At 64.5% G+C, this 22,399-nt stretch carries 23 protein-coding genes and 1 tRNA gene; 12 read left to right on the top strand and 12 right to left on the bottom strand.

Features of this window, described 5'->3' with window-relative positions; all coding sequences use genetic code 11:
• Positions 1-112: 112 nt before the first annotated feature.
• A complete protein-coding gene (locus F0P97_RS25300) occupies positions 113-844 on the bottom strand; it encodes a YggS family pyridoxal phosphate-dependent enzyme (RefSeq protein ID WP_182284828.1) in 732 nt (243 codons plus the stop codon).
• Positions 845-881: 37 nt separating this feature from the next.
• Between F0P97_RS25300 and F0P97_RS25305 the strand changes: the two genes are divergently transcribed.
• The 3 genes from F0P97_RS25305 to F0P97_RS25315 all read left to right on the top strand — a co-directional run bounded on the left by F0P97_RS25305 (position 882) and on the right by F0P97_RS25315 (position 4,256).
• Positions 882-1,925: a type IV pilus twitching motility protein PilT gene (locus F0P97_RS25305; protein WP_003050584.1), complete on the top strand. Its 1,044-nt coding sequence runs from the start codon at positions 882-884 to the stop codon at positions 1,923-1,925.
• A gap of 125 nt (positions 1,926-2,050) precedes the next feature.
• Complete coding sequence (locus F0P97_RS25310; RefSeq protein WP_167003749.1) at positions 2,051-3,187, top strand: PilT/PilU family type 4a pilus ATPase; 1,137 nt, start codon at positions 2,051-2,053, stop codon at positions 3,185-3,187.
• A 157-nt stretch (positions 3,188-3,344) separates the two neighbouring features.
• A complete protein-coding gene (locus F0P97_RS25315) occupies positions 3,345-4,256 on the top strand; it encodes an NAD(P)-dependent oxidoreductase (RefSeq protein WP_182284829.1) in 912 nt (303 codons plus the stop codon).
• A gap of 59 nt (positions 4,257-4,315) precedes the next feature.
• Here F0P97_RS25315 and F0P97_RS25320 read toward each other — a convergent pair whose 3' ends face one another.
• From F0P97_RS25320 to F0P97_RS25330, 3 genes are all read right to left on the bottom strand, one after another.
• The gene (locus tag F0P97_RS25320) at positions 4,316-4,969 is read right to left on the bottom strand and encodes a BON domain-containing protein (RefSeq protein ID WP_003068458.1); all 654 of its coding nucleotides are present in this window, start codon (positions 4,967-4,969) and stop codon (positions 4,316-4,318) included.
• Complete coding sequence (locus F0P97_RS25325) at positions 4,966-5,574, bottom strand: SIS domain-containing protein (protein WP_003068456.1); 609 nt, start codon at positions 5,572-5,574, stop codon at positions 4,966-4,968. The genes F0P97_RS25320 and F0P97_RS25325 overlap by 4 nt, the downstream gene beginning before the upstream one ends.
• A gap of 89 nt (positions 5,575-5,663) precedes the next feature.
• Positions 5,664-6,065, bottom strand: coding sequence for a YraN family protein (locus F0P97_RS25330; protein ID WP_182284830.1), 402 nt, complete (start codon positions 6,063-6,065; stop codon positions 5,664-5,666).
• Between F0P97_RS25330 and rsmI the strand changes: the two genes are divergently transcribed.
• A complete protein-coding gene (gene rsmI / locus F0P97_RS25335; RefSeq protein WP_182284831.1) occupies positions 6,065-6,988 on the top strand; it encodes a 16S rRNA (cytidine(1402)-2'-O)-methyltransferase in 924 nt (307 codons plus the stop codon). The two genes, F0P97_RS25330 and rsmI, sit on opposite strands and share 1 nt — an antisense overlap.
• 94 nt (positions 6,989-7,082) lie before the next feature.
• Here rsmI and F0P97_RS25340 read toward each other — a convergent pair whose 3' ends face one another.
• The 3 genes from F0P97_RS25340 to F0P97_RS25350 all read right to left on the bottom strand — a co-directional run bounded on the left by F0P97_RS25340 (position 7,083) and on the right by F0P97_RS25350 (position 9,880).
• Complete coding sequence (locus F0P97_RS25340; RefSeq protein WP_182284832.1) at positions 7,083-8,333, bottom strand: Hsp70 family protein; 1,251 nt, start codon at positions 8,331-8,333, stop codon at positions 7,083-7,085.
• A 118-nt stretch (positions 8,334-8,451) separates the two neighbouring features.
• On the bottom strand, positions 8,452-9,273 hold the full coding sequence (locus F0P97_RS25345) for a VOC family protein (RefSeq protein ID WP_182284833.1): 822 nt from the start codon (positions 9,271-9,273) through the stop codon (positions 8,452-8,454).
• Between the two features lie 22 nt (positions 9,274-9,295).
• Positions 9,296-9,880, bottom strand: a complete 585-nt coding sequence (locus F0P97_RS25350) for an OsmC family protein (RefSeq protein ID WP_182284834.1) — start codon at positions 9,878-9,880, stop codon at positions 9,296-9,298.
• Between the two features lie 221 nt (positions 9,881-10,101).
• On the opposite strand from F0P97_RS25350, the gene F0P97_RS25355 reads away from it, so the two are divergent.
• From F0P97_RS25355 to F0P97_RS25385, 7 genes are read left to right on the top strand one after another with little or no spacing between them, the layout of a single operon-like run.
• Positions 10,102-11,814 (top strand): TIGR04028 family ABC transporter substrate-binding protein, encoded by a 1,713-nt coding sequence (locus tag F0P97_RS25355; RefSeq protein ID WP_182284835.1) that lies wholly within the window; start codon positions 10,102-10,104, stop codon positions 11,812-11,814.
• A 14-nt stretch (positions 11,815-11,828) separates the two neighbouring features.
• The gene (locus tag F0P97_RS25360; RefSeq protein ID WP_182284836.1) at positions 11,829-12,776 is read left to right on the top strand and encodes an ABC transporter permease; all 948 of its coding nucleotides are present in this window, start codon (positions 11,829-11,831) and stop codon (positions 12,774-12,776) included.
• Positions 12,773-13,705 carry an ABC transporter permease gene (locus F0P97_RS25365; protein ID WP_182284837.1) on the top strand — a complete coding sequence of 311 codons (933 nt, stop codon included), beginning with the start codon at positions 12,773-12,775 and terminating at the stop codon, positions 13,703-13,705. The genes F0P97_RS25360 and F0P97_RS25365 overlap by 4 nt, the downstream gene beginning before the upstream one ends.
• The gene (locus F0P97_RS25370; protein WP_182284838.1) at positions 13,702-15,387 is read left to right on the top strand and encodes a dipeptide ABC transporter ATP-binding protein; all 1,686 of its coding nucleotides are present in this window, start codon (positions 13,702-13,704) and stop codon (positions 15,385-15,387) included. The genes F0P97_RS25365 and F0P97_RS25370 overlap by 4 nt, the downstream gene beginning before the upstream one ends.
• The gene (locus F0P97_RS25375) at positions 15,368-16,486 is read left to right on the top strand and encodes a putative FMN-dependent luciferase-like monooxygenase (RefSeq protein WP_182284839.1); all 1,119 of its coding nucleotides are present in this window, start codon (positions 15,368-15,370) and stop codon (positions 16,484-16,486) included. The genes F0P97_RS25370 and F0P97_RS25375 overlap by 20 nt, the downstream gene beginning before the upstream one ends.
• Positions 16,483-17,178, top strand: a complete 696-nt coding sequence (locus F0P97_RS25380) for a CMD domain protein (RefSeq protein WP_182284840.1) — start codon at positions 16,483-16,485, stop codon at positions 17,176-17,178. Before F0P97_RS25375 ends, F0P97_RS25380 begins: the two co-directional genes overlap by 4 nt.
• Positions 17,175-17,765, top strand: coding sequence for an alkylhydroperoxidase domain protein (locus F0P97_RS25385; protein ID WP_182284841.1), 591 nt, complete (start codon positions 17,175-17,177; stop codon positions 17,763-17,765). The genes F0P97_RS25380 and F0P97_RS25385 overlap by 4 nt, the downstream gene beginning before the upstream one ends.
• Before the next feature lie 8 nt (positions 17,766-17,773).
• Here F0P97_RS25385 and F0P97_RS25390 read toward each other — a convergent pair whose 3' ends face one another.
• Positions 17,774-19,279: a DASS family sodium-coupled anion symporter gene (locus tag F0P97_RS25390; RefSeq protein WP_182284842.1), complete on the bottom strand. Its 1,506-nt coding sequence runs from the start codon at positions 19,277-19,279 to the stop codon at positions 17,774-17,776.
• A gap of 268 nt (positions 19,280-19,547) precedes the next feature.
• Here F0P97_RS25390 and F0P97_RS25395 point away from each other — a divergent pair, with 268 nt between their 5' ends.
• Complete coding sequence (locus F0P97_RS25395) at positions 19,548-19,865, top strand: hypothetical protein (protein WP_182284843.1); 318 nt, start codon at positions 19,548-19,550, stop codon at positions 19,863-19,865.
• An 83-nt stretch (positions 19,866-19,948) separates the two neighbouring features.
• Here the strand turns inward: F0P97_RS25395 and F0P97_RS25400 are convergent.
• The 4 genes from F0P97_RS25400 to rpsD form a co-directional block, all read right to left on the bottom strand.
• Positions 19,949-20,025, bottom strand: a tRNA-Met gene (locus F0P97_RS25400).
• A gap of 40 nt (positions 20,026-20,065) precedes the next feature.
• Positions 20,066-20,449: a 50S ribosomal protein L17 gene (gene rplQ, locus F0P97_RS25405; RefSeq protein ID WP_003050544.1), complete on the bottom strand. Its 384-nt coding sequence runs from the start codon at positions 20,447-20,449 to the stop codon at positions 20,066-20,068.
• Between the two features lie 131 nt (positions 20,450-20,580).
• Positions 20,581-21,579, bottom strand: a complete 999-nt coding sequence (locus F0P97_RS25410) for a DNA-directed RNA polymerase subunit alpha (protein WP_003050542.1) — start codon at positions 21,577-21,579, stop codon at positions 20,581-20,583.
• A 112-nt stretch (positions 21,580-21,691) separates the two neighbouring features.
• Positions 21,692-22,315, bottom strand: a complete 624-nt coding sequence (gene rpsD / locus F0P97_RS25415; RefSeq protein WP_003068426.1) for a 30S ribosomal protein S4 — start codon at positions 22,313-22,315, stop codon at positions 21,692-21,694.
• Positions 22,316-22,399: the final 84 nt, after the last annotated feature.

Here is a 22,399-nt window from a genome sequence, read left to right on the forward strand (position 1 = left end):
AACTGAAGCTTGAAACCGGCGCGCACCAAGCCAGAGACAGCGAGCAAGAGCCGCCTCGCAGCGAGGCTGTCGTCCTCCCTCCCGAAGAGAGAGGGGGAAGCCGCTACGCGGCTCAGGGGGTGGGCGTACCGTAGGTACGCCTTCCAAATATCCCGCTGCCCACCCGCACCATGGTGCTGCCAGCCGCCACGGCGGCTTCCAGATCGCCGGTCATGCCCATGGACAGCGTGTCGAAATGCTCCAGCCCCGCGAGTCCGCTGCACTTTATGGCATCAAAAATCGATGCAGCCCTTTTATGGACTGCGCATTGCGCTTCGAAATCAGGAGTATCGTCGGGAATGCTCATGATGCCGCGCAGCTGCAGATTGGGCAGTTTCACCATGGCTTCGGCCAGCTCCAGGGCATGCTCGGCCACGACGCCGGACTTGGTGGCGCCGCCATCCACATTGACCTGGATGCAGACATTGAGCCGTGCCATGCCCAGGGGGCGCTGGGCCGAAAGGCGCTCGGCGATCTTGAGCCGGTCCACGGTCTGGGCCCAGTCGAAATTCTCGGCCACCAGCCGCGTCTTGTTGCTCTGGATGGGGCCTATGCAATGCCATTGCAGCGCCTCGCCGCCCGCCAGCTGCATGGCGCGCACTGCGGCGATCTTCTCCACGGCCTCCTGGATATAGTTCTCGCCAAAGCTGCGCTGGCCGGCCAGCACCGCCTCGCGCACCGCATCCGCGCCAAATGTCTTGGAGACGGCCAGCAGTTGCACCGATGTCACGGGCCGGCTTGCACTGGCGCAAGCGGCTGCGATGCGGGCATGAATCTGCCCCAGATTGTTTTCAATCGTCGTCATAATTGGCGCCAGAGTATCAAACCAGAGAGGGATCTCCGTGGATATCACGCAATTGCTGGCATTCAGTGTCAAGAACAAGGCTTCGGACTTGCATTTGTCGGCAGGCCTGCCCCCCATGATTCGCGTCCACGGCGATGTGCGTCGCATCAACATCGATCCGCTGGACCACAAGACCGTGCACGCCATGGTCTACGACATCATGAGCGATGCCCAGCGCAAGCAGTACGAAGAGTTTCTGGAAGTGGACTTTTCGTTCGAGATTGAAGGCCTGGCCCGTTTTCGTGTCAATGCCTTCAACCAGAACCGCGGCGCGGCGGCCGTGTTCCGTACCATTCCCAGCAAGATCCTGACGCTGGAACAGCTCAACGCCCCCAAGATCTTCTCCGACCTGGCCCTGAAGCCGCGCGGCCTGGTGCTGGTGACCGGCCCCACGGGCTCGGGCAAGTCCACCACGCTGGCGGCCATGGTCAACTACCTCAACGAGACCGAGTACGGCCACATCCTGACGGTGGAAGATCCCATCGAATTCGTGCACGAGTCCAAGAAATGCCTGATCAACCAGCGCGAAGTCGGCCCCATGACGCTGTCGTTCGCGGCAGCGCTGAAATCCGCGCTGCGTGAAGATCCGGACGCGATTCTGGTCGGCGAAATGCGGGACCTGGAAACCATCCGCCTGGCCATGACGGCGGCCGAAACCGGTCACCTGGTGTTCGGCACGCTGCACACCTCGTCGGCGGCCAAGACCATCGACCGTATCATCGACGTGTTCCCGGCCGAGGAAAAGGAAATGGTGCGCGCCATGCTCTCCGAGTCACTGCAGGCCGTGATCTCGCAGACGCTGTGCAAGACCAAGGACGGTCAGGGCCGTGTGGCCGCACACGAGATCATGCTGGGCACGCCCGCCATCCGCAATCTGATCCGCGAGGCCAAGGTGGCACAGATGTACTCCACCATCCAGACCAGCCAGAACATGGGCATGCAGACCCTGGACCAGAACCTGACCGATCTGGTGCGCCGCAACCTCATCAGCCCGGCCGAAGCGCGCAGCAAGGCGAAGATTCCCGAGAATTTTCCGGGATGATGCCTCCCCCCTGAGCGGCTTTGCCGCTTCCCCCCAGGGGGACGACGCCCTCGCCGCGAGGCGGCTCTTGCTCGGCGTCTCTCACTTGGGCTCTGCCAATTTTGACGCTGCCTCAAGGAACGATCATGGAACGCGATCAGGCCAGTAAATTCATCAACGATCTGCTCAAGCTCATGGTCAGCCGCAACGGCAGCGACCTGTTCATCACTGCAGAGTTTCCGCCAGCCATCAAGATTGACGGCAAGGTCACCAAGGTCTCGCCCCAGCCGCTGAGCCAGCTGCATACGCTGGCCCTGGCGCGTTCCATCATGAACGACAGGCAGGTGGCGGACTTCGAGCACACCAAGGAGTGCAACTTCGCCATCTCGCCGGCAGGCGTGGGGCGCTTCCGTGTCAATGCCTTCATGCAGCAGGGCAAGGTCGGCATGGTGCTGCGTACCATTCCCACCACCCTGCCCACGATTGACGGCCTGGGCGTCCCACAGGTGCTCAAGGAAGTGACCATGACCAAGCGCGGCCTGTGCATCCTGGTGGGCGCGACGGGCTCGGGCAAGTCCACCACGCTGGCCGCCATGGTGGACTGGCGCAACGAGAACTCCTTCGGCCACATCATCACGGTGGAAGACCCGGTGGAATTCGTGCATCCGCACAAGAACTGCGTGGTCACGCAACGCGAGGTGGGGCTGGATACGGAAAGCTGGGAGGCCGCGCTCAAGAACACGCTGCGCCAAGCGCCCGATGTGATTCTGATGGGCGAAATCCGTGACCGCGAAACCATGGAGCACGCGATTGCGTTCTCTGAAACCGGCCACCTTTGCCTGGCCACGCTGCACGCCAACAGTGCCAACCAGGCGCTGGATCGCATCGTCAACTTCTTCCCCGAAGAGCGCCGTCCTCAGCTGCTGATGGATGTGTCGCTGAATCTGCGGGCCATCATTTCCCAGCGCCTGATCCCCAAGCAGGACAGCAAGGGCCGTGTAGCCGCCATCGAGGTGATGCTCAACTCGCCGCTGATCGCCGACCTGATCTTCAAGGGCGAGGTCGTCGAGATCAAGGAGATCATGAAGAAAAGCCGCAATATCGGCATGCAGACCTTTGACCAGGCGCTGTTCGACCTGTTCGAATCCAATCTCATCACCTACGAAGATGCGCTGCGCAATGCAGACTCGGTCAACGACCTGCGTCTGCAGATCAAGCTCAACAGCCAGCGTGCCCGGACTCTGGACCTGGCGGCCGGCACCGAGCATCTGACTATCGTTTAAGCCCTCAAAGGCGCTGATACGCCCTGCCCCGGGACACCGCAGGGATGCGGTGCCACCCAGGCTCTTGAAAGCAGCCGCTACCATGCGTCGCCACCGGAGCCATGCACTCCGGCGCTACCATGATCGAACTGTTCCGCACCAAGTCTTAGAGGATTCCATGAGCACAGCCACCATCGCCTCCCGCAGCTACGCTGCTTGCGCTTCCACTCCTGTGGCCTTTCTGGGCCTGGGTGTCATGGGCTATTCCATGGCCGGGCACCTGGCTGCGGCGGGCCATCAGGTCACGGTCTACAACCGCACGGCGGCCAAGGCCGAGGCCTGGACCGAGGAATTCCCCGGCGGCAGCCATGCGACCACGCCCCGTGAAGCCGTCAAGGGCGCACGCATGGTCTTCTCCTGCGTGGGCAACGATGACGACCTGCGCTCCATTGTGCTGGGCGACGACGGCGCCTTTGCGGGCATGGAGCCTGGCGCCGTCTTTGTCGATCACACCACGGCCTCGGCCCAGGTGGCACGCGAGCTGTATGCCGAAGCACGCAAACGCGGCCTGCACTTTATCGATGCCCCGGTATCGGGCGGCCAGGCCGGAGCAGTCAACGGCCAGCTCACCGTCATGTGCGGCGGCGATCAGGATGTATTTGACCAGGTTGCCCCGGTGGCTGACGCCTTCTCGCGCGCCTTTACCTATATGGGAGCATGCGGCAACGGGCAGCTGACCAAGATGGTCAATCAGATCTGCATTGCGGGCCTGGTCCAGGGACTGTCCGAAGCCATTGCCTTTGGCCTGCGTGCCGAACTGGATGTGGAGAAGGTCCTCGATGTGATCGGCAAGGGGGCCGCCCAGAGCTGGCAGATGGACAATCGCGGCAAGACCATGGCCGTGGGCAAGTTCGACTTCGGCTTTGCCGTGGACTGGATGCGCAAGGATCTGGGGCTGGTGCTGGCCGAGGCCCAGCGCAATGGCGCACGCCTTCCCGTCACCGCGCTGGTGGACCAGTTCTATGCCGATGTACAGGCCATGGGTGGCAATCGCTGGGATACCTCCAGCCTGATCCAGCGCTTGCGCTGAGCCGCTGCGCCATGAAAAAAGCCGGACTCGAGTCCGGCTTTTTTGACCGTCAGTTCGCCTCAGTTCATGCTGGAGCGATCCTCGACCACAGGGGCGGCCTTGGATGTTGCTGCAGCCAGTTCATCTTCGGAGATGACCTCGAACAGGCGCACAACCTTGCTTACATCGTTGACGCCACGGGCAATCTCGGCAGCCCGCTTGGATTCGCGCGGCGTGACTATGCCCATCAGATAGACCACGTTGTTCTCGGTCACGACCTTGATGGCCGAGGATGAAATGTCCTTGGCGTTGACCAGACTGGCCTTGACCTTGGTCGTGATCAGAGAATCCTGGGAGCGCTGACCCAGAGTGGCCGTGAAAGGCGCGACCTCGATCTCGTTATAGACCTGGCGTACCGTGGATTGTTCGCGCACCAGCTTCTCGATGGTCGCCTTGTCCGTCGCATTGCCTGCCTGGCCGGTCAGCAGCACTACACGGTTGTAGCTGGTGGCGCTGACGCGGGCCTTGTCGCCCATCACCTCGCTGATGCGATTGCCTGCACGCAGCTCTATGCCCTGGTCCTCAACCTGAGTGCCGGTGGTGCGCCTGTCCACCGCCGACATACCGGCCACAGCGGCACCGCCACCCACCAGAGCCACGCAACCGCTCAAGGCACCGCCCAGAGCGGCGACGGTCAGGGCCGCACATGCAACACGGGTCCACTTCAACTTCATAAAGGCATCTCCTGGTCACCAAGCAGTTGAGAGTCCACACCATCGGCCAGACAGTGCAGGATCAAGGTATGGGTTTCGCGCACACGCGCCGCACGGTCGTGGGGAACGCAGATCAGCACATCGGTCTCGCGCACGGCGGTGGCCAGATTGCCGCCGGTGCGGCCTGTCAACACCACGGCCATCATGTCGCGCTCGTGGGCGGCTTCCAGGGCCTCCAGCACGGCCGTGTCGTTGCCGGTCACCGACATAAGCAGCAGCAGGTCGCCGGGCTGCCCCAGCGCCCGCACCTGACGCGCCAGATACTGGCTGGCATTGCCGCCCGAGCCCGTGGCTCCCACGCTGCCCAGCAGGCCGCCATCGGAAGTCAGGGCCACGGCCGCCAGCTCGGGACGATCGCGCTCGAACCCTGTCACGCACAGGGAGGCAAATAACTGGGCATCGCTGGCCGAAACACCCGTACCGCAGGCCAGCACCTTGCCGCCGCCCGTCACGCAGGCCAGCATGGCCTGTACGGCGGAAGCAATAGGTTGGCTCAGCGCCTGGGCGGCCTGGTACTTCAGGTCGGCACTGTCGATGAAATGCTGTTGAATTCGTTGCTCTAGCATGGAGGCCCGATGATACCCGCCACCTGTTATCTCTTTGGTAGCAAACCGTTATTTGCGCATCAGTGTTGCGCACAACTATGACGCGGCGACTAAAGCGCCTCGAATGCCGCTTGGAGCCACTCGATGTGCATCTGGGTCCCGGAGCTGTCGACCAGCACCACATCAAAGCGGCATGGCGGCGCTGCCGCAAGCCTCATCAGATAGTATCTGGCGGCCAGCACGATGCGCTGCTGCTTGAGGCGGCCGATGCTGCCGCCGGCACCGCCGAAGCGCTCGGTGTTGCGGCTGCGGACTTCGACGAACACCAAAGACCCGTCGCGGTCACGCAGGATCAAATCGATTTCGCCGCCACCACGGCCCGGCGTCCGATAATTGCGCTCGACAAGCTTCAGGCCCCGCGTCTGCAAATGGGCCAACGCGGCATCCTCGGCCTGCTGCCCACGTGCGGTTGTGCTTTGCGCCGGCTTGGGCCGCTTTCCAAGGAAATCCATTGACTACCTCTTTCGCCTCTGCACTGACTGCCGCACATGACGCGGCCGCTTCCCAGCATTATCCGCAGGGAGCCCTGTATGTGGTGGCGACGCCGATCGGCAATCTGGCCGACATCAGCCTGCGCTCGCTGCATGTGCTGCAGATCGTGGACTGCATCGCCTGCGAAGACACGCGCCACACCCAGGGCATGCTGCGCAGCTACGGGCTGGACCGCCCCGGCAGCCAGCTGCTGGCCGTGCATCAGCACAACGAGGCAGAAGCCGCACAACAGGTGATCGAGCGCCTGCAGCAAGGTCAGCGCATCGCCTATGTCAGCGATGCAGGAACGCCCGGCGTCAGCGACCCGGGCGCGCGCCTGTGCGCGGCGCTGCAGGCCGTTGGTCTGCGCAGCATTCCTCTACCCGGAGCCAGCAGTGTGACATCGGCCATCAGCGTGGCCGGTGCCGTCACGCCGCCACAGGGCGAAAGCGGTTTTGTGTTTGCCGGCTTCCTGCCCACCAAGAATGCCGAACGGCTGGCTGCCGTGCAGAAGCTGGCTGACCAGCCGCGTTGCACCGTGCTGCTGGAGGCGCCGCATCGCATCATCGAGCTGGCCCAGGCCCTGGCCCTGCTGGGCGAGCGTCGCGTCACGCTCGCGCGCGAGATCACCAAACAGTTTGAAGACATCGCCAGCATGCCGGCCCACGAGCTGGCAGCCTGGCTGCAGGCCTCGCCGCAGCGCGTCAAGGGCGAGTTCGCCATCGTGCTGCACCCTGTGACGGTGCAACAGGAGTCGGGCGAGGCCGAGCGCGTGCTCAAGCTGCTGCTGGCCGAGTTACCGACCAGGACGGCCGTGAAACTGGCCGCCGAAATCACGGGAGCCAGCCGCAACACGCTCTACGACCGGGCGCTGGAGCTCAAGCGGGCTGCCGAAGAAGAATAAGCGCGTCAACCGGGCGCGGCACCAACCAGAGACGCCTGGCAAGGGCCGCCCCGCAGAACAGGTGTCGTCCGTAGCGGCTCAGGGGGCTTCAGGCTCAGGCGTAGGCCAGACCGGTTGCCACACCACCAAACAGGTCGCCTTCGACCTGCGGCACATCGGGGAAAGCGACGCGCAGCGCATCGCGCAGGGTACGCAGGGCCGACGAGCCGCCGGTCAGATAGATGGCGTCTGGTGCCGCCACGCCGGCCTGGCGCACACAGTCCTGCGCGCATTCGACCACCTGCAGCAGCAAGCCCTGCAACTGCTCCTGCAGAACCTCCGGGGAGATGGCCGCTGGCAGGTCCTGCTCCAGCCAGTCCAGCGCAATGGCCGAGGCCGCATGGCTTTGCGAAGCCGCAATCTTGGCCTGCTCCACCGCATCGGCCAGCCTATGGCCTTCGCGCCAGTCCAGTACCTTCATCAGGCGCTGGTGCAGTTGCTGATCGCTGTAATCGCTCTTGAGGCCGCGCGCCGAAGCCAGGGCCTTGGCCGTGTACAGCCACTGGATCAGATGCCAGGTGGAGAGATCGAAGAACACGCTGCTGGGCACCTCGCGCCCGCTGGGGCCGATGTGCTTGTAGCCCAGCAGCGGCATGACCTGGGCCACATTGAGGCGATGGTCGAAATCCGTGCCCCCGATATGCACGCCGGTGGTGGCCAGAATGTCCTGGGTACGGTCGACATGCCCGGCCTGTTGCGGGCCGAGACGCACCACTGTGAAGTCCGAGGTGCCGCCACCGATATCGACCACCAGCACCAGCTGTTCCTCACCCAGGCGCTGCTCGTAGTCCAGTGCCGCCGCAATCGGCTCCAGCTGAAAGCTGACTTCACCCAGGCCGGCAGCGCGCGCCGCAGCGGCCAGGGCATCCTGCGCCTGGCGGTCTCGCTCCGGGTGCTCGTCGACAAAATGCACGGGACGCCCCAGCACCACACGCTCCGGCAGACGACCGTCCAGCGCCCGGCGCGCCTGATCGGCCACGCGCTTGAGAAAGATCGCGATGATGTCCTGGTAGCTGACGAGCTGCTCGTGCACCGCAGTCTTTTCCAGCAGCAGGCTGCTGCCCAGCAGGCTTTTGAGGGAACGCATCAGACGCCCTTCCTCACCCGCCAGGTACTGCTGCATGGCATCGCGGCCGAAATGCGTGCTGTGCTCTTCGGTATTGAAGAACAGTGCCGTGGGCATGCCGGTGGCAGCGCCTTCCAGCGGCAGCAGACTGGCGGTCTTGCCAGGCAGGCGATAGGCGGCAGCAGAGTTGGAGGTTCCGAAATCGATGCCCAGAGTGGCAGGCGTGAGAGCTGTGATCATGAAAGGCGGCGCTGCACCACGCCGGCCCGCAAAGGCTGACGCGGCCGCAACGAAAACGCCCACTGGAGTGGGCATGGGTGTCAGCGGGGGCGCTATTCTAGCGCCCCTGTTATTGGACCTAGGCGGCGGCGGTTTCCACCTCGATCCCGGAATGCGGTGCCAGTTCAATGCGCACCCCATGGGTGGCCACTTCGTCCAGCCCCTCTGCTGCTGCCTGCTGCGGCACTGACAGCACGACCGCATAAGGGCCTTCACCGCGCGTGGCCAGTCTTTGGGCCAGGGGGCCCGCAGCCCGCATGGGTGCGGCCAGCACCAGCTCGGTGGTGCCCAGACCCAGCGACACCTGCTGCGTGCTGTCGTCGGCCGAGACCCGCAGCGGGCCGACGCTCACTGCATCGCCGAGCAATGCCCGCCAGCGCGCCAGACTGGCCTGCAGGTCCTGCACCGCCACCTCCAGACGGGCCACGCCGGTCACGCCATTGGGATGCACGCGGGACTGGCCTTCGGGCACGCGCAAGACTCGCGGCGTCAGGTCGCCGCACAGAAACGGAAGATCCTGGCTGTGGGCGCGTGCATTGCGCCAGCGCAGCTGCTCTCCGTCGGGACGCAGACGTCCGCCTTCATAAGGGGCTTCATAGCCAAGGCCGCGCGCCTGGGCCGCTGCCACCACGGCGCCGGTCTCGGACGGCAGCAGGGCGAAGTCGACCAGCCCCTCGCCGTGCTGCTGCAGCTGCTGCCACCAGCGCTCCTCGGGCGCTGGCGCACGCCAGGCAATGAGCTCGAAATAGACGCCGTCAGCAAAGACCACCAGGGCGTTGTGCGTGGAGCGGCCTGGGTGCTCGCCGCCGCGCAGCACGTTGAAACCCAGGGACTGATAGTCGGCAATCGTGCGCTCCAGGTCCTGGACCGCGATGACGATATGGTCGAGTGGCAGGCTCATGCAAAAGTCTTTCTAAAGGTTATCAGGCCGCCAGGCGCTCGGGCGCGCTGGAGTCGGTATGGCGCACTTCGGCGCGGATGGACTGGGGGCTGCGCAGCAGGTTGAGGATGGGGCAGGTTCGCTCCACGGCCTCGAACAGCGCATCGATCTCGGCGCGGCTGGCCGGCGAATCGATATGCACGGTGTAACCGATATCGTGCGGCCAGATCGGCGTCGCTTCGTGGCCGGGCTTGCCGCCGCGCGGGTCGATGATGCCCGTGACCTCGACCTCCAGGCTCTCCAGCGGCACCTGGCGCTCGGCCGCCTGGATCAGAAAGATATGGGTCACGCAGGTGCCCAGCACGCCCAGTTGCAGCTCGGGCGAGCTGGGGCCCAGGTTGTAGCCTGCGAAATCGGGCGGGCTGTCGCTGATGACCTGGTGTTCGCGGATGCGCAGACGGCGCACACCGCTGCGCCCCTCGGCACGCACGCTGGCCTTGAGTCTGGCGGCCTGGGCCGTGCCCGCCGCAATGGCGGCGCTGCGTGCCAGCACGGCGGCGCGTTTTTCGGAAAGATATTCGTTGAGATGACTCATGAGCGGGCCTTCGATAAAGGAATGCCAGGCCATTGTTGTGAGAGCGGCGCGTCGGGCCAACAAAGGAATTCGTCTGCGCTTATGCGCGCAGCAAATATGCAGGCTCACGCTGCTTAGTTGTTTTTCGCATAACGATGCTACTCAATATATGAGCACAAATATTTGGCGTCAATAGCATGAGAACCATGAATCCGGTCGGTCGCTGCGGCGATGCGTCCGGAACCTGAGTTTTCAGCGCCATGTGGCGACGAGGTATGAACGTGTTTTTCCCTTCGCAGACGGATCCATCGATAAAACAGCCGGTGCACAAGCCGGCCCAACGCCGAGCCCTATGGGCCGCAGTGGCGGTACTGACGGGCGGCATGCTGCTGGCCGGCTGCTCCAGGCAATCCGGCACGGCCCAGGCCGGCGCCTCGGCGGAACCGGTCCAGGGTGGCACCCTGGTCTACCTCGAACAGCAGGCACACACCAATCTCTATCCGCCTGCCGGGGGCTTCTATCCCAACGGCGGTGTGCTCAACCAGATCACGGACAAGCTGACCTATCAGGACCCCGAGACACTGGAGATCCAGCCCTGGATCGCCGAGTCCTGGACCGTGAACGCCGATGCCACCGAGTACAGCTTCAAGCTGCGCTCCGGCGTGAGCTTCTCGGACGGATCGCCGCTGGACGCGGCCGCCGTGGCGCGCAACTTCGACACCTATGGCCTGGGCAACAAGGCGCTCAAGCAGCCGGTTTCCGAGGTCATCAACAATTACGAACGCAGCGAAGTCGTCGATCCGCTGACCGTGAAATTCTTCTTCAAGAAACCCTCGCCGGGCTTTCTCCAGGGCACTTCGGTGATCGGCTCGGGCCTGGTCTCGCCGGCCACGCTGGATCGTCCATTCGAGGAGCTTGGCGATGCCACGCGCATCATAGGTTCGGGCCCCTTCGTGGTGGCCAGCGAGACCCTGGGCAAGGAGCTGGTGCTCAAGGCGCGCAAGGACTACAGCTGGGGCCCGGCCAAGCTGGCCCACCAGGGCCGCGCACGCCTGGATGAAGTCAAGTTCATCGTCACGCCCGAGGACAGCGTGCGCATAGGCGCACTGCTGGCCGGCCAGGCCGGCTTCATCCGCCAGGTCCAGGCCTATGACGAAAAGCGCGTGGAGCAGCAGAAGTTCGCCATCTATGCGCCTTCCACGCGGGGCGTGAACAACAGCATCGCCATCCGTCCCGACAACGCCCTGGTGGCCGATCTCAAGGTGCGCCAGGCCCTGCTGCATGGCACCAATACCAAGGAGATTGTGGAAACCCTCTTCTCGCCGCGCTACCCGCAGGCACGCTCGGTGATCGCCTCCACGGCAGCCGGCTATGTGGACCTGTCGGCCAAGCTGGTCTTTGACGAGGCCAGGGCCAGACAATTGCTTGACGAGGCCGGCTGGAGCCTGGGCGCCAACGGCCTGCGCCAGAAGAACGGCCAGGACTTCGTGCTCTCGACCTACGAATCACTGCCCCAGCCGCAGAACAAGGAAACCCTGCAGCTCGTGGCCCAGCAATGGGCCAGGTTGGGCATCAAGCTCAATGTGCTGGCCGGAGACTCGGGCAGCCGCACGGTGGACACGCTGGACCCCGACAAGACCGGCGTGCTTCCGGGCATGGTGGGCCGCGCCGATCCCGACGTGATCAAGAGCAATTACTACCCGAGCAACCGCAATGTACTGCTGCAAAAAGGCGGTGTGAGCCAGAAGGTCAAGTCCTTCGAGGACGGCAAGCTCAACCGCCTGTTCGATGCTATTGCTGCCGAGACCGATGCCAACCGACGCCTGGCGCTGACCGGCGAGGTGCAGAACTATCTGATCGATCAGGCCTATGTGATCCCGATCTTCGAGGAGCCCCAGGCCTTCGCGGGTGCGACCTGGGTGCGTGAGGTGGGCTTCGAGGCCGTGGGCCGTCCCAGCTTCTACAGCACCTGGCTGGCCAAGCGCTGACAAAGGAATCGCCCATGCCTCGCCACTATCTGCTTGGCCGCATCGCACAGGCCGCCCTGGTGCTGTGGGCGGCTTTCACCGCCTCCTTCATACTGCTGCAACTGCTGCCGGGCGACGCCGTGCTGATCAAGTTCCTGAACCCCGAGCTGGGCCTGGGCCCGCAGGAGATCGCCGACATCCGCGCCGCCTATGGCGCCGACCAGCCCGTCTGGCAGCAATACCTGCACACGCTGGCTCAGTTCCTCACGGGCCATTTCGGCTACTCGCTGCAGGCCGGCGTTCCCGTGAGCCAGGGCCTGGCCACCAGTCTGCCGCCCACGCTGCGCCTGGCGGCCCTGGGCTTTTCCACGGCGGCGCTGCTGGCCATCGCTCTGGCGGCCGCAGCCAGCCTCGCGCCGCTGGCCTGGCTGCGCAATGCCCTGCAAGCCCTGCCCTCGGTCTTCGTCTCCGTGCCCGTTTTCTGGCTGGGCATCATGCTGATCCAGGTGCTGTCCTTCCGTCTGGGCTGGATTCCCGTCATCAATCCCGGCCCCTGGGAAGGCCTGGTCCTTCCCACGCTGACGCTGGCCATCCCCATTTCGGCGCCACTGGCCCAGATCCTGCTGCGCAATATCGACACCATGCTGGCCCAGCCCTTCGTGGCCGTGGCGCGCGCCAAGGGCGCCTCTCGCGCCTGGGTGCTGCTGCACCATGTGGCGCGCAATGCCTTGCTGCCCACCTTGACGATTGCCGGCGTGCTGTTCGGCGAGCTGCTGGCCGGTGCCGTGGTCACCGAGGCCGTGTTCGGCCTCAACGGCCTGGGCACGCTGACCCAGCAGGCCGTGGGCAACCAGGACACGGCCGTGCTCCAGGCCGTGGTCGTCGTCTCGGCCGCCGCCTTCGTGCTCATCAACCTCGCCGTGGACCTGCTCTACCCGCTGCTCGATCCTCGTTTGCGTCATTCTGTGGAGAACCGGGCATGAACACCGCCGCCTCGACCGCCATTCCCAAGCCCCTGGCATCCGGCGTCGCATCGTCCGCAGCGCCCAGGCTGGCGCCCTCGCCGGCACCGGCCGCAAAAAGCCTGCGCCCCGTCCTGATCGATCTGCAAAGGCTCAGGCGCCTGCCGCCCACGCTGGCCCTGGCATGGCTGGTGATTGCCACCGCCGCGCTGTGGGCCCTGGTTCCGGGCTGGTTTGCCCATCAGAACCCCGTCGTCGGCCAGGCCGGCCAACAGTTGCTGGAGCCCGGCCTCGCGCACTGGCTGGGCACGGATGCGCTGGGGCGTGATCTCTGGGCCCGCGTGGTGCATGGTTCGGTGCACTCCTTGTCGGGTGCTTTCCTGGCCGTGGCCGTGGGCCTGGTGGCGGGCACGCTGATCGGCCTGCTGGCCGGTGCCACGGGCGGCCGTGTCGATGATGCGCTGATGCGCTTCGTCGACGTGCTGCTGGCCGTGCCCTCGCTGCTGCTGTCGCTGACCATCATCATCTTGCTGGGCTTTGGCACCATCAATGCTGCCATCGCCGTGGGGGTGGCATCCGTGGCCGGCTTCGCTCGCCTGGTGCGCTCGGAAGTGGTTCGCGTGCGGCGCTCCGACTATGTGGAGGCGGCCTTCGGCAGCGGCGGACGCTTTGCCGCCGTACTGTGGCGCCATGTGCTGCCCAATTCGCTGACCTCGGTGGTGGCCCTGGCCGCGCTGCAGTTCGGCTCGGCCATCCTGTCGATCTCCACGCTGGGCTTTCTGGGTTACGGCGCGCCGCCGCCCACGCCAGAATGGGGTCTGCTGATCGCCGAAGGGCGCAACTACATCGCCACCGCCTGGTGGCTGACCACGGCGCCGGGCCTGGTCGTGGTGGCCGTGGTGCTGGCCGCCAACCGCATCGGCGCCTCCTTCGCGCGGAGGCCGGCATGAGCGCCCTGCTGCAAGACCGACCCGCCACGGCAATCCCAGCCTCTGCTGTCGCCCCGCTGCTCGAAGTCCAGGACCTGGTCATCGCCTACCGCGACCACAGCGGCCAGGAGCAGCGCGTGGTCCACGGCCTGTCGTTTTCCGTGGCGCCCGGCGAGGTCGTGGCGCTGGTCGGCGAATCGGGCTCGGGCAAGACCACCACGGCCCAGGCCGTGATCGGCCTGCTCGCCGACAACGGACGCCGCGAGCAAGGCAGCATCCGGCTGCAAGGCACCGAGGTCTCGGACTGGAGTGCCACGCGCTGGAACAGCATTCGCGGCCGCGTGCTCAGCCTGGTGCCCCAGGATCCGACCACCTCGCTCAACCCCGTGCGCACCGTGGGCGACCAGGTCGGCGAAATCCTGCGCATTCACGGCCTGCGCGACCGCTCTGCCATCGAGGCCCGCGTGATCGACCTGCTGACGCGCGTGGGCCTGTCACAGCCCGCCCTGCGGGCGCGCCAGTATCCGCACGAGCTGTCGGGCGGCATGCGCCAGCGCGTGCTGATCGCCATCGCCATCGCGCTGCGGCCTGCGCTGATCATCGCCGACGAGCCCACCAGCGCGCTGGATGTCACGGTGCAGCGGCGCATCCTGGATCTGATCGACGAGCTGCGCCACGAAACCGGCACCGCCGTGCTGCTGGTCACCCACGATCTGGGCGTGGCCGCCGACCGCGCACATCGCCTCATCGTCATGCAGGGCGGCCGCATCCAGGAACAAGGCCCGACACTGGAGCTTCTGCGCAATCCGCAAAGCGCCTATACGCGCCGCTTGCTGTCTGATGCTCCCTCGCTCACGTACGCCCCTCGTCGCACTGCGCCATCGGCGGCGGCAACTGCCCAAGACTGGGCCATCGAGGTCGAGGACCTGATCCACGACTTCCAGGCCCCCGGCCAGGGGCGCGGCGTTTTCCGTGCCGTGGACGGCGTGTCGCTGCGCCTGCGTCGGGGCTCCACGCATGCCATCGTGGGCGAGTCGGGCTCAGGCAAGACCACGACCATACGCGACATCGTGGGCCTGGCACGCCCTACATCGGGTCGCATCCGCATCGCCGGCGTCGAACTCACGGGCCTGCGCGGCGAGGCCCTGCGCCAGCTGCGCCGCCGCGTGCAGCTGGTCTACCAGAACCCGTTCAGCTCGCTGGACCCGCGCCAGCGTGTCTTCGACATCATCGAGGAGCCCCTGCTCAACTTCGAGCCGCTGCCGCCCCAGGAGCGCCGCCAGCGCGTGCTTGACATGCTCGAGCGCGTGGGCCTGCCGGCCGGCGTGCTGCAGCGACGCCCGCATGCGCTCTCGGGCGGCCAGCGCCAGCGCGTGGCGCTTGCGCGCGCCCTGGTGCTGCAGCCGCAGGTGCTGGTGCTGGACGAGGCCGTTTCGGCCCTGGACGTGACCGTGCAGGCCCAGATCCTCGCCCTGCTCGCGCAGCTGCAGCAGGACCTGGGCCTGAGCTATCTCTTCATCTCGCACGACCTTGCCGTGGTGCGCCAGATCGCCGACACGGTGTCGGTGCTGCGCGCAGGCAAGGTGGTGGACGCAGGCAGCGTAGAGGACGTGTTCCTGCACCCCACCAGCGACTACACGCGCGAACTCATGGACGCCATTCCCGGCAAAAGGAGCATTGATTTTGTCCCCCACCCCGCCTGACACTCTTGCTCGCGCGCGCCCTGCACCGCGCCTGGGCTTCTTCAGCCGCCTGCTCGATGAGGTACCGGCCGGCGAACGCTACCGCCTGGTCACCGAGCAGATCGCCCATGCCGAAGCCCAGGGTTTCGACTCGGCCTGGATCGCCCAGCATCATTTCCACGAAAGCGAGGGCGGCCTGCCCTCGCCCTTTGTCTTTCTGTCGCATGTGGCGGCCCGCACGCGGCGCATCCGTCTGGGCACGGGTGTGGTCACGCTGCCGCTGGAAAACGCGCTGCGCGTGGCCGAGGATGCGGCCGTGCTGGACCTGCTGTCTGGCGACCGCCTCGAAGTGGGTCTGGGCACAGGCGGCACGGCAGAGTCCTTCGAGGCCTTCGGCGTCACAGGCAGCGAGCGCGGCGCGGTCTTTGCGCGCAACTTCGCCGTGCTGAGGGATGCCTGGGCCGGGCGCGTGCTGGCAGGCGGCGTGCGCCTGTACCCCGCAGCCCCGCAACTGCTGGAGCGCGTCTGGCAGGCCACGTTCTCGGTCGAGGGCGGGGCACGCGCCGGCGCCAGCGGCGACGGCCTGATGCTCTCGCGCACCCAGCCCCGACCCGAAGGCCGACCCCGGGCCACGCTGTCCGAGATACAGAACCCCATCATCGAGGCCTATCTCGCGGCCCTGCCCGCAGGACGCGCACCGCGCATCCTGGCCTCGCGCACCCTGCTGGTTGCCGACAGGCGCGAACAGGCACTGCAATGGGCCGAGGCCGGTCTGCGCCGTTCGGCCCAGCGTCATGCGGCCCTGGCCTCATCCGCGTCCACGCAATGGGCAACGCGCGTCGATCCGCAGGCGCCGCTGCAGCAGCTCATTGAAGCCTATGACGTGCATGTGGGCACGCCCGAGGAGGTGATCGCCTCGCTTGGCGCCGACACGGCGCTGGCGCAAGCCAGCGACATCGTGTTCCAGGTCCACTCCATCGACCCGCCGCACCAGGGCATTCTGCGCTCCATCGAGCTGACGGCAGCCGTCGTGGCGCCGGCTCTGGGCTGGCGCCGCAGCGAGACCCCCACAGGCGCTTCCCAACCCCTTGTCCAAACCGGACTGCTTCAAGCCGCATGATCATGAGCAATACCGCACAGACCCGCTTTCCCGAAGATGTGATCGACCATCTCGCCGATATCGCTGCCGGCAGCACGCTGGATCAGGTACGCCGCCACCGCAGCGAGGCACGCACCCAGGCCCAGCAAAGCTTTGCCGCGCTGTTCACCCCCGCCGAGCCTGTCGCAGGAACTGTTTCGCTGTGCGAGCGCCTGACGCTGGCCGCCTTCACGGCAGGCCTGCATGGCGAGTCACGCAGCGCCGGCTTCTATGCCAAGGCCCTGGCCACCGAAGACGCGGAACTGGCCGCCGCCGTGGCCAGCGAAGTGGTGCGCGGGCGCGCTGCCAGCCTGCAGGCCGGCAGCGGCCCGCACGGCCCCTACGGGATCTATCCGGCCGGCCCCTTGAGCCGCGAGGACCAAAGCGGCCCCAGCTACGCCGTGGACCCGGCGCATGCGGCTTTGCTGGGCCCGCGCCTGAGCGCCGCGCTGGCCCATGCCCATCTGCTGGCCTACCACCCACGCGATGCGAGTGCCCAGGCCTTGCTGGCGCTGCAGCAGGCCGGCTGGAGCGAGACCGATATCGTCATCCTGTCCCAGCTCGCCTCTTTTCTGTCCTTCCAGATCCGCCTCGTGGCGGGGCTGCGCGCGCTTGGCGCACGAGCTGCAGTCACCACGGCATCTTCCACCTCCGCCCTGCAAGCCCAGCCATGACCACCACGCACAACACCTCACCCCAGGTCTTCACCCAGGAACAGCTCGACTGGCAGCCATGGATAGCTCCTCTGCAGGAGAGCGAGCTGAGCGAGCGCCACCATGCGGGGCTGGTGGACGCGTCGCGCGCGCGTTCACCTTATTTCCGGCTGCTGGCGCGCGACCCCGACACGCTGGGAGCACGCACGCGCACCGACAAGGACATCTTCTACAACCCCGATGCCGGCCTGCCGCGCGCCGAGCGCGAACTGGCAGCAGCTGCAACCTCACGCACCAATGGCTGCATCTACTGCGCTTCGGTACATGCGCGCTTCGCCACGCATTTCTCGCACCGCGCAGCCGATGTGCAGCGCCTGCTCGATGAAGGCACGGGCGCCGACCTGGGCCCTCGCTGGAACGCCATCGTCGCCGCTGCCGTGGCCTTGACGCAGACGCCGCCCGCGCTGGGGTCCAGTCATATCGATGCGCTGCGTGCCGCCGGCATGGACGACGCCGCCATCTCCGATGCGCTTCACGGCACGGCGTTCTTCAACTGGGCCAACCGGCTCATGCTGTCCCTGGGCGAGCCCTTGCACACGGCCACCTGAGGCCGTAGTCACCACAACCCCAGCAGCTTCCACCAGGCAGCGCCGACGACAGCGAAGATCAGCAGCTCCAGCACGCACATGGCAGCACCTACGCGCCACCAGACACCCAAAGTCACATAGCCGCTGCCGAAGATGATGGGCGATGTTCCGGTCGCGTAGTGCGTCAGCGTCATCATGATGGCCGAGCCGGCCGTCATCATCAGCATGAAGGGCACGACATAGTCGGCAGGGATCAGTTGCGCACCCACGGTCAGAAAAGCCAGCATCATGGCGCTGATATGGGCGGTGGTGCTGGCAAACAGATAGTGCGAGAAGACGAAGACGCCCACCAGAATGGCAGCCACAGGCAGCCAGTCCAGGCCGCTGGCGACGATGGCATTCTTCAGGCCATCGGCAAACCAGGCGACCACCCCTAGCTTGTTGAGCTGCTCGGCCAGCATGACCAGGGCACCGAACCAGATCAGGGTGTCCCAGGCACTTTTCTCGGACAGCACGTCATCCCAGTCGATGGTGCCCGTGATGATCAGGGCGAACAAACCGAGAAACGCCACCACGGTCGGGTCCAGCGTAAAGGCCGGACCGAAGAGCATCTGCGGCACATTGGCCCACAGCAGCAGCATCATGCCGAAGGTTCCCAGCATGACACGCTCCTTGCCCGACAGCGGGCCCATGCGGGCCATCTCGGCACGAGCGTACTCCACGGCATTGGGCGTGGCCTTGAGCTCGGGAGGCGACAGCAGATAGACCGCCAGCGGCATCAGCAGCAGACACAGCAGGCCTGGCAGCAGCATGTACAGCGCCCAGCTTGTCCAACTCAGATGCAGGGACTGACCCGTGGCCTTGGCCACCAGGTCCACGACCAGAGGATTGGGCGCCGTTGCGGTCAGGAACATGGCCGAAGTGATCGGATTGGAATGGTAGTTGACCAGCGCCAGATAGGTCCCGACCTTGCCCTGTGTACCCTTGGCCGGGTCCGATTCGAAGGCGTTGGCAATGGACTTCATGATCGGATGCACGATACCGCCGCCGCGTGCCGTGTTGCTGGGCGTGAACGGGGCCAGCACCAGCTCACAGATCGCAAGTCCGTAGCCTATGCCTATGGTGCGCTTTCCCATCAGCGCAATGAACAGCAACCCGATGCGGTTGCCGAGCCCCGTTTTCTTGAGGCCGCGCGAGATCAGAACAGCCACCACGATCAGCCAGATCAAGGGGTTCGCAAAGCTGCTCAGCGCATCCGTGATCGCCCCCTTGGAGGAACTGGAGGTCACCTGGGACAGCGACACGATGACAATCGCCATCAGAGCCATCACGCCTATGGGCATGACCTTGAGGATAATCGCCACGATGGTTGTCAGAAAGATGGCCACCAGCTGCCATGCCTTGGCATCCAGCCCAGCCGGCACCGGCGTCAGCAGCAGACCGATCAGCACCAGGGTGGCAATCAATGCAGGCACCAGCCGAAACGGCACGGCCGATTTGAGGTAGCGGAACATCGAGACGATTTTCTCGAACATACAAGTCCTTTTCTTTACCTGCAGCGCATCGAGACACCATACCTCAGCTCGGAGAAATCCAGGAGACACGGACGGGCATTGGTGGTCAGGTCGCAGACTGGCATCATGATGCAGTGCCGCACAGCGTCGACCCCAGGCCGACGTTCACCTTATCGACATTTGATAAGCATCAAGACTTGTAGAAGCAAAATCAACGGCCGGACTCGGGGTATGCCAGCATCCGGGTCTGGGACAGACGTCCATGGATTGAGCAGGAGAGCCACCCTACATGCCAGCGAATCGATTCTTGCCCGATGAATGGGAAAACCGCCTTGAGGAAATAGACCTGGAGATCCTGCATCAGGCAGCCATCTGCAAGATCCGGCTGCTCGGCCCCGGTGCTGTCGAACGCGTGCTGGCCAACGATGCCGGCATCTGCGGTGCCGAACATGAGACGGCATTCAGGACCTTGCGCGGCCTTCTCTATCTGCACTACACCGAGGTACTGCATATCAGCGAGGTGCTGAGCCCGGAAATCGCCCAGGTGATCGCCGACCGCGTACGCGAGCACCTGCGCCGCCGCTCAGGCACGCAGTCAGGGGTATGACGAGCTAAGGCGGATGCTGCCTTCTGGCCCATGGAGAAAATGGACAAAAAAAGGTCACGACATTGTCGTGACCTTTTTCAATTTGGTTGCGCGAGAAGGATTTGAACCTCCGACCTTTGGGTTATGAGCCCAACGAGCTACCAGACTGCTCCATCGCGCGGTATTTCCAAATTATAGCAGGCTTTGCAGCCTGCCCTGGCTTATTCAGCTGCTGCAGCGGCTTCTTCAGCGCGCTCGACCAGCTCCACATAGGCCATGGGAGCATTGTCGCCCACGCGGAAGCCCATCTTCAGGATACGTGTGTAGCCACCGGGACGCTGAGCGTTGCGGGGACCCAGCACGTTGAACAGCTTGGTCACGCTGTCGCGGTCGCGCAGACGGTCGAAAGCCAGACGGCGGTTAGCCACGGTATCAACCTTGGCCAGAGTGATCATGGGCTCGATCACGCGACGCAGTTCCTTGGCCTTGGGGACCGTGGTCTTGATTGCTTCGTGCTCGATCAGCGAGTTCATCATGTTCTGCAGCATTGCCTTGCGGTGTGCAGAAGTGCGGTTCAGTTTGCGGAGGCCGTTGCCGTGACGCATGGTGCTTTTCCTTTGCTCCCCGTTTTTATCCGGAGATCTTTTCTAAATTAAATCAGGCAGCCGTATCAGGTACTGCCCGAGGCACTTGGACTTTGCCAGATCAACTCCGGCAAAGTCCTCTATTGTAGCAATTAACGCTTTTCCAGGCCAGCGGGTGGCCAGTTTTCAAGCTTCATGCCCAGAGTCAGACCGCGGGAAGCCAGAACTTCCTTGATCTCGTTGAGCGACTTACGACCCAGGTTGGGAGTCTTGAGCAGCTCGTTTTCGGTACGCTGGATGAGGTCACCGATGTAGTAGATGTTCTCTGCCTTGAGGCAGTTGGCAGAACGCACGGTGAGCTCGAGCTCGTCCACAGGACGCAGCAGGATGGGATCGAACGACGTGGCAGCACCGCGGCCACCGGCAGGAGCGTCGAACACGCTGGCGATATCGCCACCGTCGAGCTGGGCAAACACTGCCAGCTGCTCCACCAGGATCTTGGCGGATGCGCGCACTGCGTCTTCAGCGGTGATGGCACCGTTGGTTTCGATTTCCAGAACCAGCTTGTCCAGATCGGTACGCTGTTCCACACGTGCGGATTCGACAGCGTAGCTCACGCGCTTGACGGGCGAGAACGAGGCGTCGAGCACGATACGGCCGATCGACTTGGTCGATTCGTCACCATAGCGGCGCACGTTGCCGGGCACATAGCCGCGGCCCTTTTCCACCTTGATCTGCATGTCCAGCTTGCCGCCTTGCGACAGATGGGCGATCACATGATCAGGGTTGACGATTTCTACGTCGTGGGGGGTCTGAATGTCACGGGCAGTGACAACACCTTCGCCATCCTTGCGCAGGCTCAGGGTGACTTCGTCACGATTGTGCAGCTTGAACACCACACCCTTGAGGTTCAGCAGGATGTTCGTCACATCTTCCTGGACACCGTCGATGGAGGAGTACTCATGCAGCACCCCAGCAATCGTCACTTCCGTCGCTGCGTAACCCACCATGGAGGAGAGCAGAACACGGCGCAGGGCATTGCCCAGCGTATGACCGTAGCCACGCTCAAACGGCTCCAGAACAACCTTGGCACGGTTGTGACCAAGTTGCTCGACATTGATTGTCTTGGGCTTCAGCAAATTCGTTTGCATGCAGACTTCCTCTCAATACCCTCGGCTCGTTACACCGGTAAGGCTGGTGAAGCACCCACGGCGCGATGCCTCGCGCCGTGGGGACGGTTTACAGAAATGTCGCTGCTAAAGATTAACGCGAGTACAACTCAACGATCAGGGATTCGTTGATGTCAGCTGCGAATTCATCGCGGTCAGGAGACTTCTTGAAAGTACCTTCTGCCTTGTCAGCAGACACTTCAACCCATGCGGGGAAGCCCACTTGAGCAGCCAGTTGCAGAGCCTCGACCACGCGAGCTTGCTTCTTGGACTTTTCACGCAGAGCAACCACGTCGCCTTCCTTCACGGAGAAAGAAGGAATGTTCACGGACTGGCCGTTCACAGTGATAGCCTTGTGCGACACCAGCTGACGTGCTTCAGCGCGAGTGGAGCCGAAGCCCATGCGGTACACGACGTTGTCCAGACGCGATTCCAGCAGCGACAGCAGGTTGGCACCAGTGTTGCCACGCTTGCGGTCAGCAGCTTCGAAGTAGCGGCGGAATTGCTTCTCCAGCACGCCGTACATGCGCTTGACCTTCTGCTTTTCGCGCAGTTGCAGACCGTAGTCGGAAGTGCGCTGACCGGAAGTGCGGCCATGCTGACCAGGCTTGGTGTCGAACTTTGCCTTGTCTGCGATGGAGCGACGTGCGCTCTTCAGGAACAGATCGGTGCCTTCGCGGCGGGAGAGTTTTGCCTTAGGGCCAATATAGCGTGCCACTTGATTTCCTTTGTGTCATCTACCGTGCGCAAACACGGGAGCCGCCCGCGATGCAAATGCACCTGGGCGGCGGTGGGCTTGATA

The organism is Comamonas testosteroni, assembly GCF_014076415.1.
Taxonomy (GTDB): Bacteria; Pseudomonadota; Gammaproteobacteria; order Burkholderiales; family Burkholderiaceae_C; genus Comamonas; species Comamonas testosteroni_F.

What these genes read in the sequence shown, in the direction of transcription:
- F0P97_RS25340 (WP_182284832.1), bottom strand. Translation starts at nt 8,333, where the DNA reads ATGATCACAGCTCTCACGCCTGCCACTCTGGGCATCGATTTCGGAACC.
- F0P97_RS25350 (WP_182284834.1), bottom strand. Translation starts at nt 9,880, where the DNA reads ATGGCCTGGCATTCCTTTATCGAAGGCCCGCTCATGAGTCATCTCAAC.
- F0P97_RS25365 (WP_182284837.1), top strand. Translation starts at nt 12,773, where the DNA reads ATGAACACCGCCGCCTCGACCGCCATTCCCAAGCCCCTGGCATCCGGC.
- rplQ (WP_003050544.1), bottom strand. Translation starts at nt 20,449, where the DNA reads ATGCGTCACGGCAACGGCCTCCGCAAACTGAACCGCACTTCTGCACAC.
- F0P97_RS25345 (WP_182284833.1), bottom strand. Translation starts at nt 9,273, where the DNA reads ATGAGCCTGCCACTCGACCATATCGTCATCGCGGTCCAGGACCTGGAG.
- F0P97_RS25315 (WP_182284829.1), top strand. Translation starts at nt 3,345, where the DNA reads ATGAGCACAGCCACCATCGCCTCCCGCAGCTACGCTGCTTGCGCTTCC.
- F0P97_RS25395 (WP_182284843.1), top strand. Translation starts at nt 19,548, where the DNA reads ATGCCAGCGAATCGATTCTTGCCCGATGAATGGGAAAACCGCCTTGAG.
- F0P97_RS25355 (WP_182284835.1), top strand. Translation starts at nt 10,102, where the DNA reads ATGAACGTGTTTTTCCCTTCGCAGACGGATCCATCGATAAAACAGCCG.
- F0P97_RS25380 (WP_182284840.1), top strand. Translation starts at nt 16,483, where the DNA reads ATGATCATGAGCAATACCGCACAGACCCGCTTTCCCGAAGATGTGATC.
- F0P97_RS25360 (WP_182284836.1), top strand. Translation starts at nt 11,829, where the DNA reads ATGCCTCGCCACTATCTGCTTGGCCGCATCGCACAGGCCGCCCTGGTG.
- F0P97_RS25320 (WP_003068458.1), bottom strand. Translation starts at nt 4,969, where the DNA reads ATGAAGTTGAAGTGGACCCGTGTTGCATGTGCGGCCCTGACCGTCGCC.
- F0P97_RS25385 (WP_182284841.1), top strand. Translation starts at nt 17,175, where the DNA reads ATGACCACCACGCACAACACCTCACCCCAGGTCTTCACCCAGGAACAG.
- F0P97_RS25410 (WP_003050542.1), bottom strand. Translation starts at nt 21,579, where the DNA reads ATGCAAACGAATTTGCTGAAGCCCAAGACAATCAATGTCGAGCAACTT.
- F0P97_RS25300 (WP_182284828.1), bottom strand. Translation starts at nt 844, where the DNA reads ATGACGACGATTGAAAACAATCTGGGGCAGATTCATGCCCGCATCGCA.
- F0P97_RS25370 (WP_182284838.1), top strand. Translation starts at nt 13,702, where the DNA reads ATGAGCGCCCTGCTGCAAGACCGACCCGCCACGGCAATCCCAGCCTCT.
- F0P97_RS25325 (WP_003068456.1), bottom strand. Translation starts at nt 5,574, where the DNA reads ATGCTAGAGCAACGAATTCAACAGCATTTCATCGACAGTGCCGACCTG.
- F0P97_RS25330 (WP_182284830.1), bottom strand. Translation starts at nt 6,065, where the DNA reads ATGGATTTCCTTGGAAAGCGGCCCAAGCCGGCGCAAAGCACAACCGCA.
- F0P97_RS25310 (WP_167003749.1), top strand. Translation starts at nt 2,051, where the DNA reads ATGGAACGCGATCAGGCCAGTAAATTCATCAACGATCTGCTCAAGCTC.
- F0P97_RS25390 (WP_182284842.1), bottom strand. Translation starts at nt 19,279, where the DNA reads ATGTTCGAGAAAATCGTCTCGATGTTCCGCTACCTCAAATCGGCCGTG.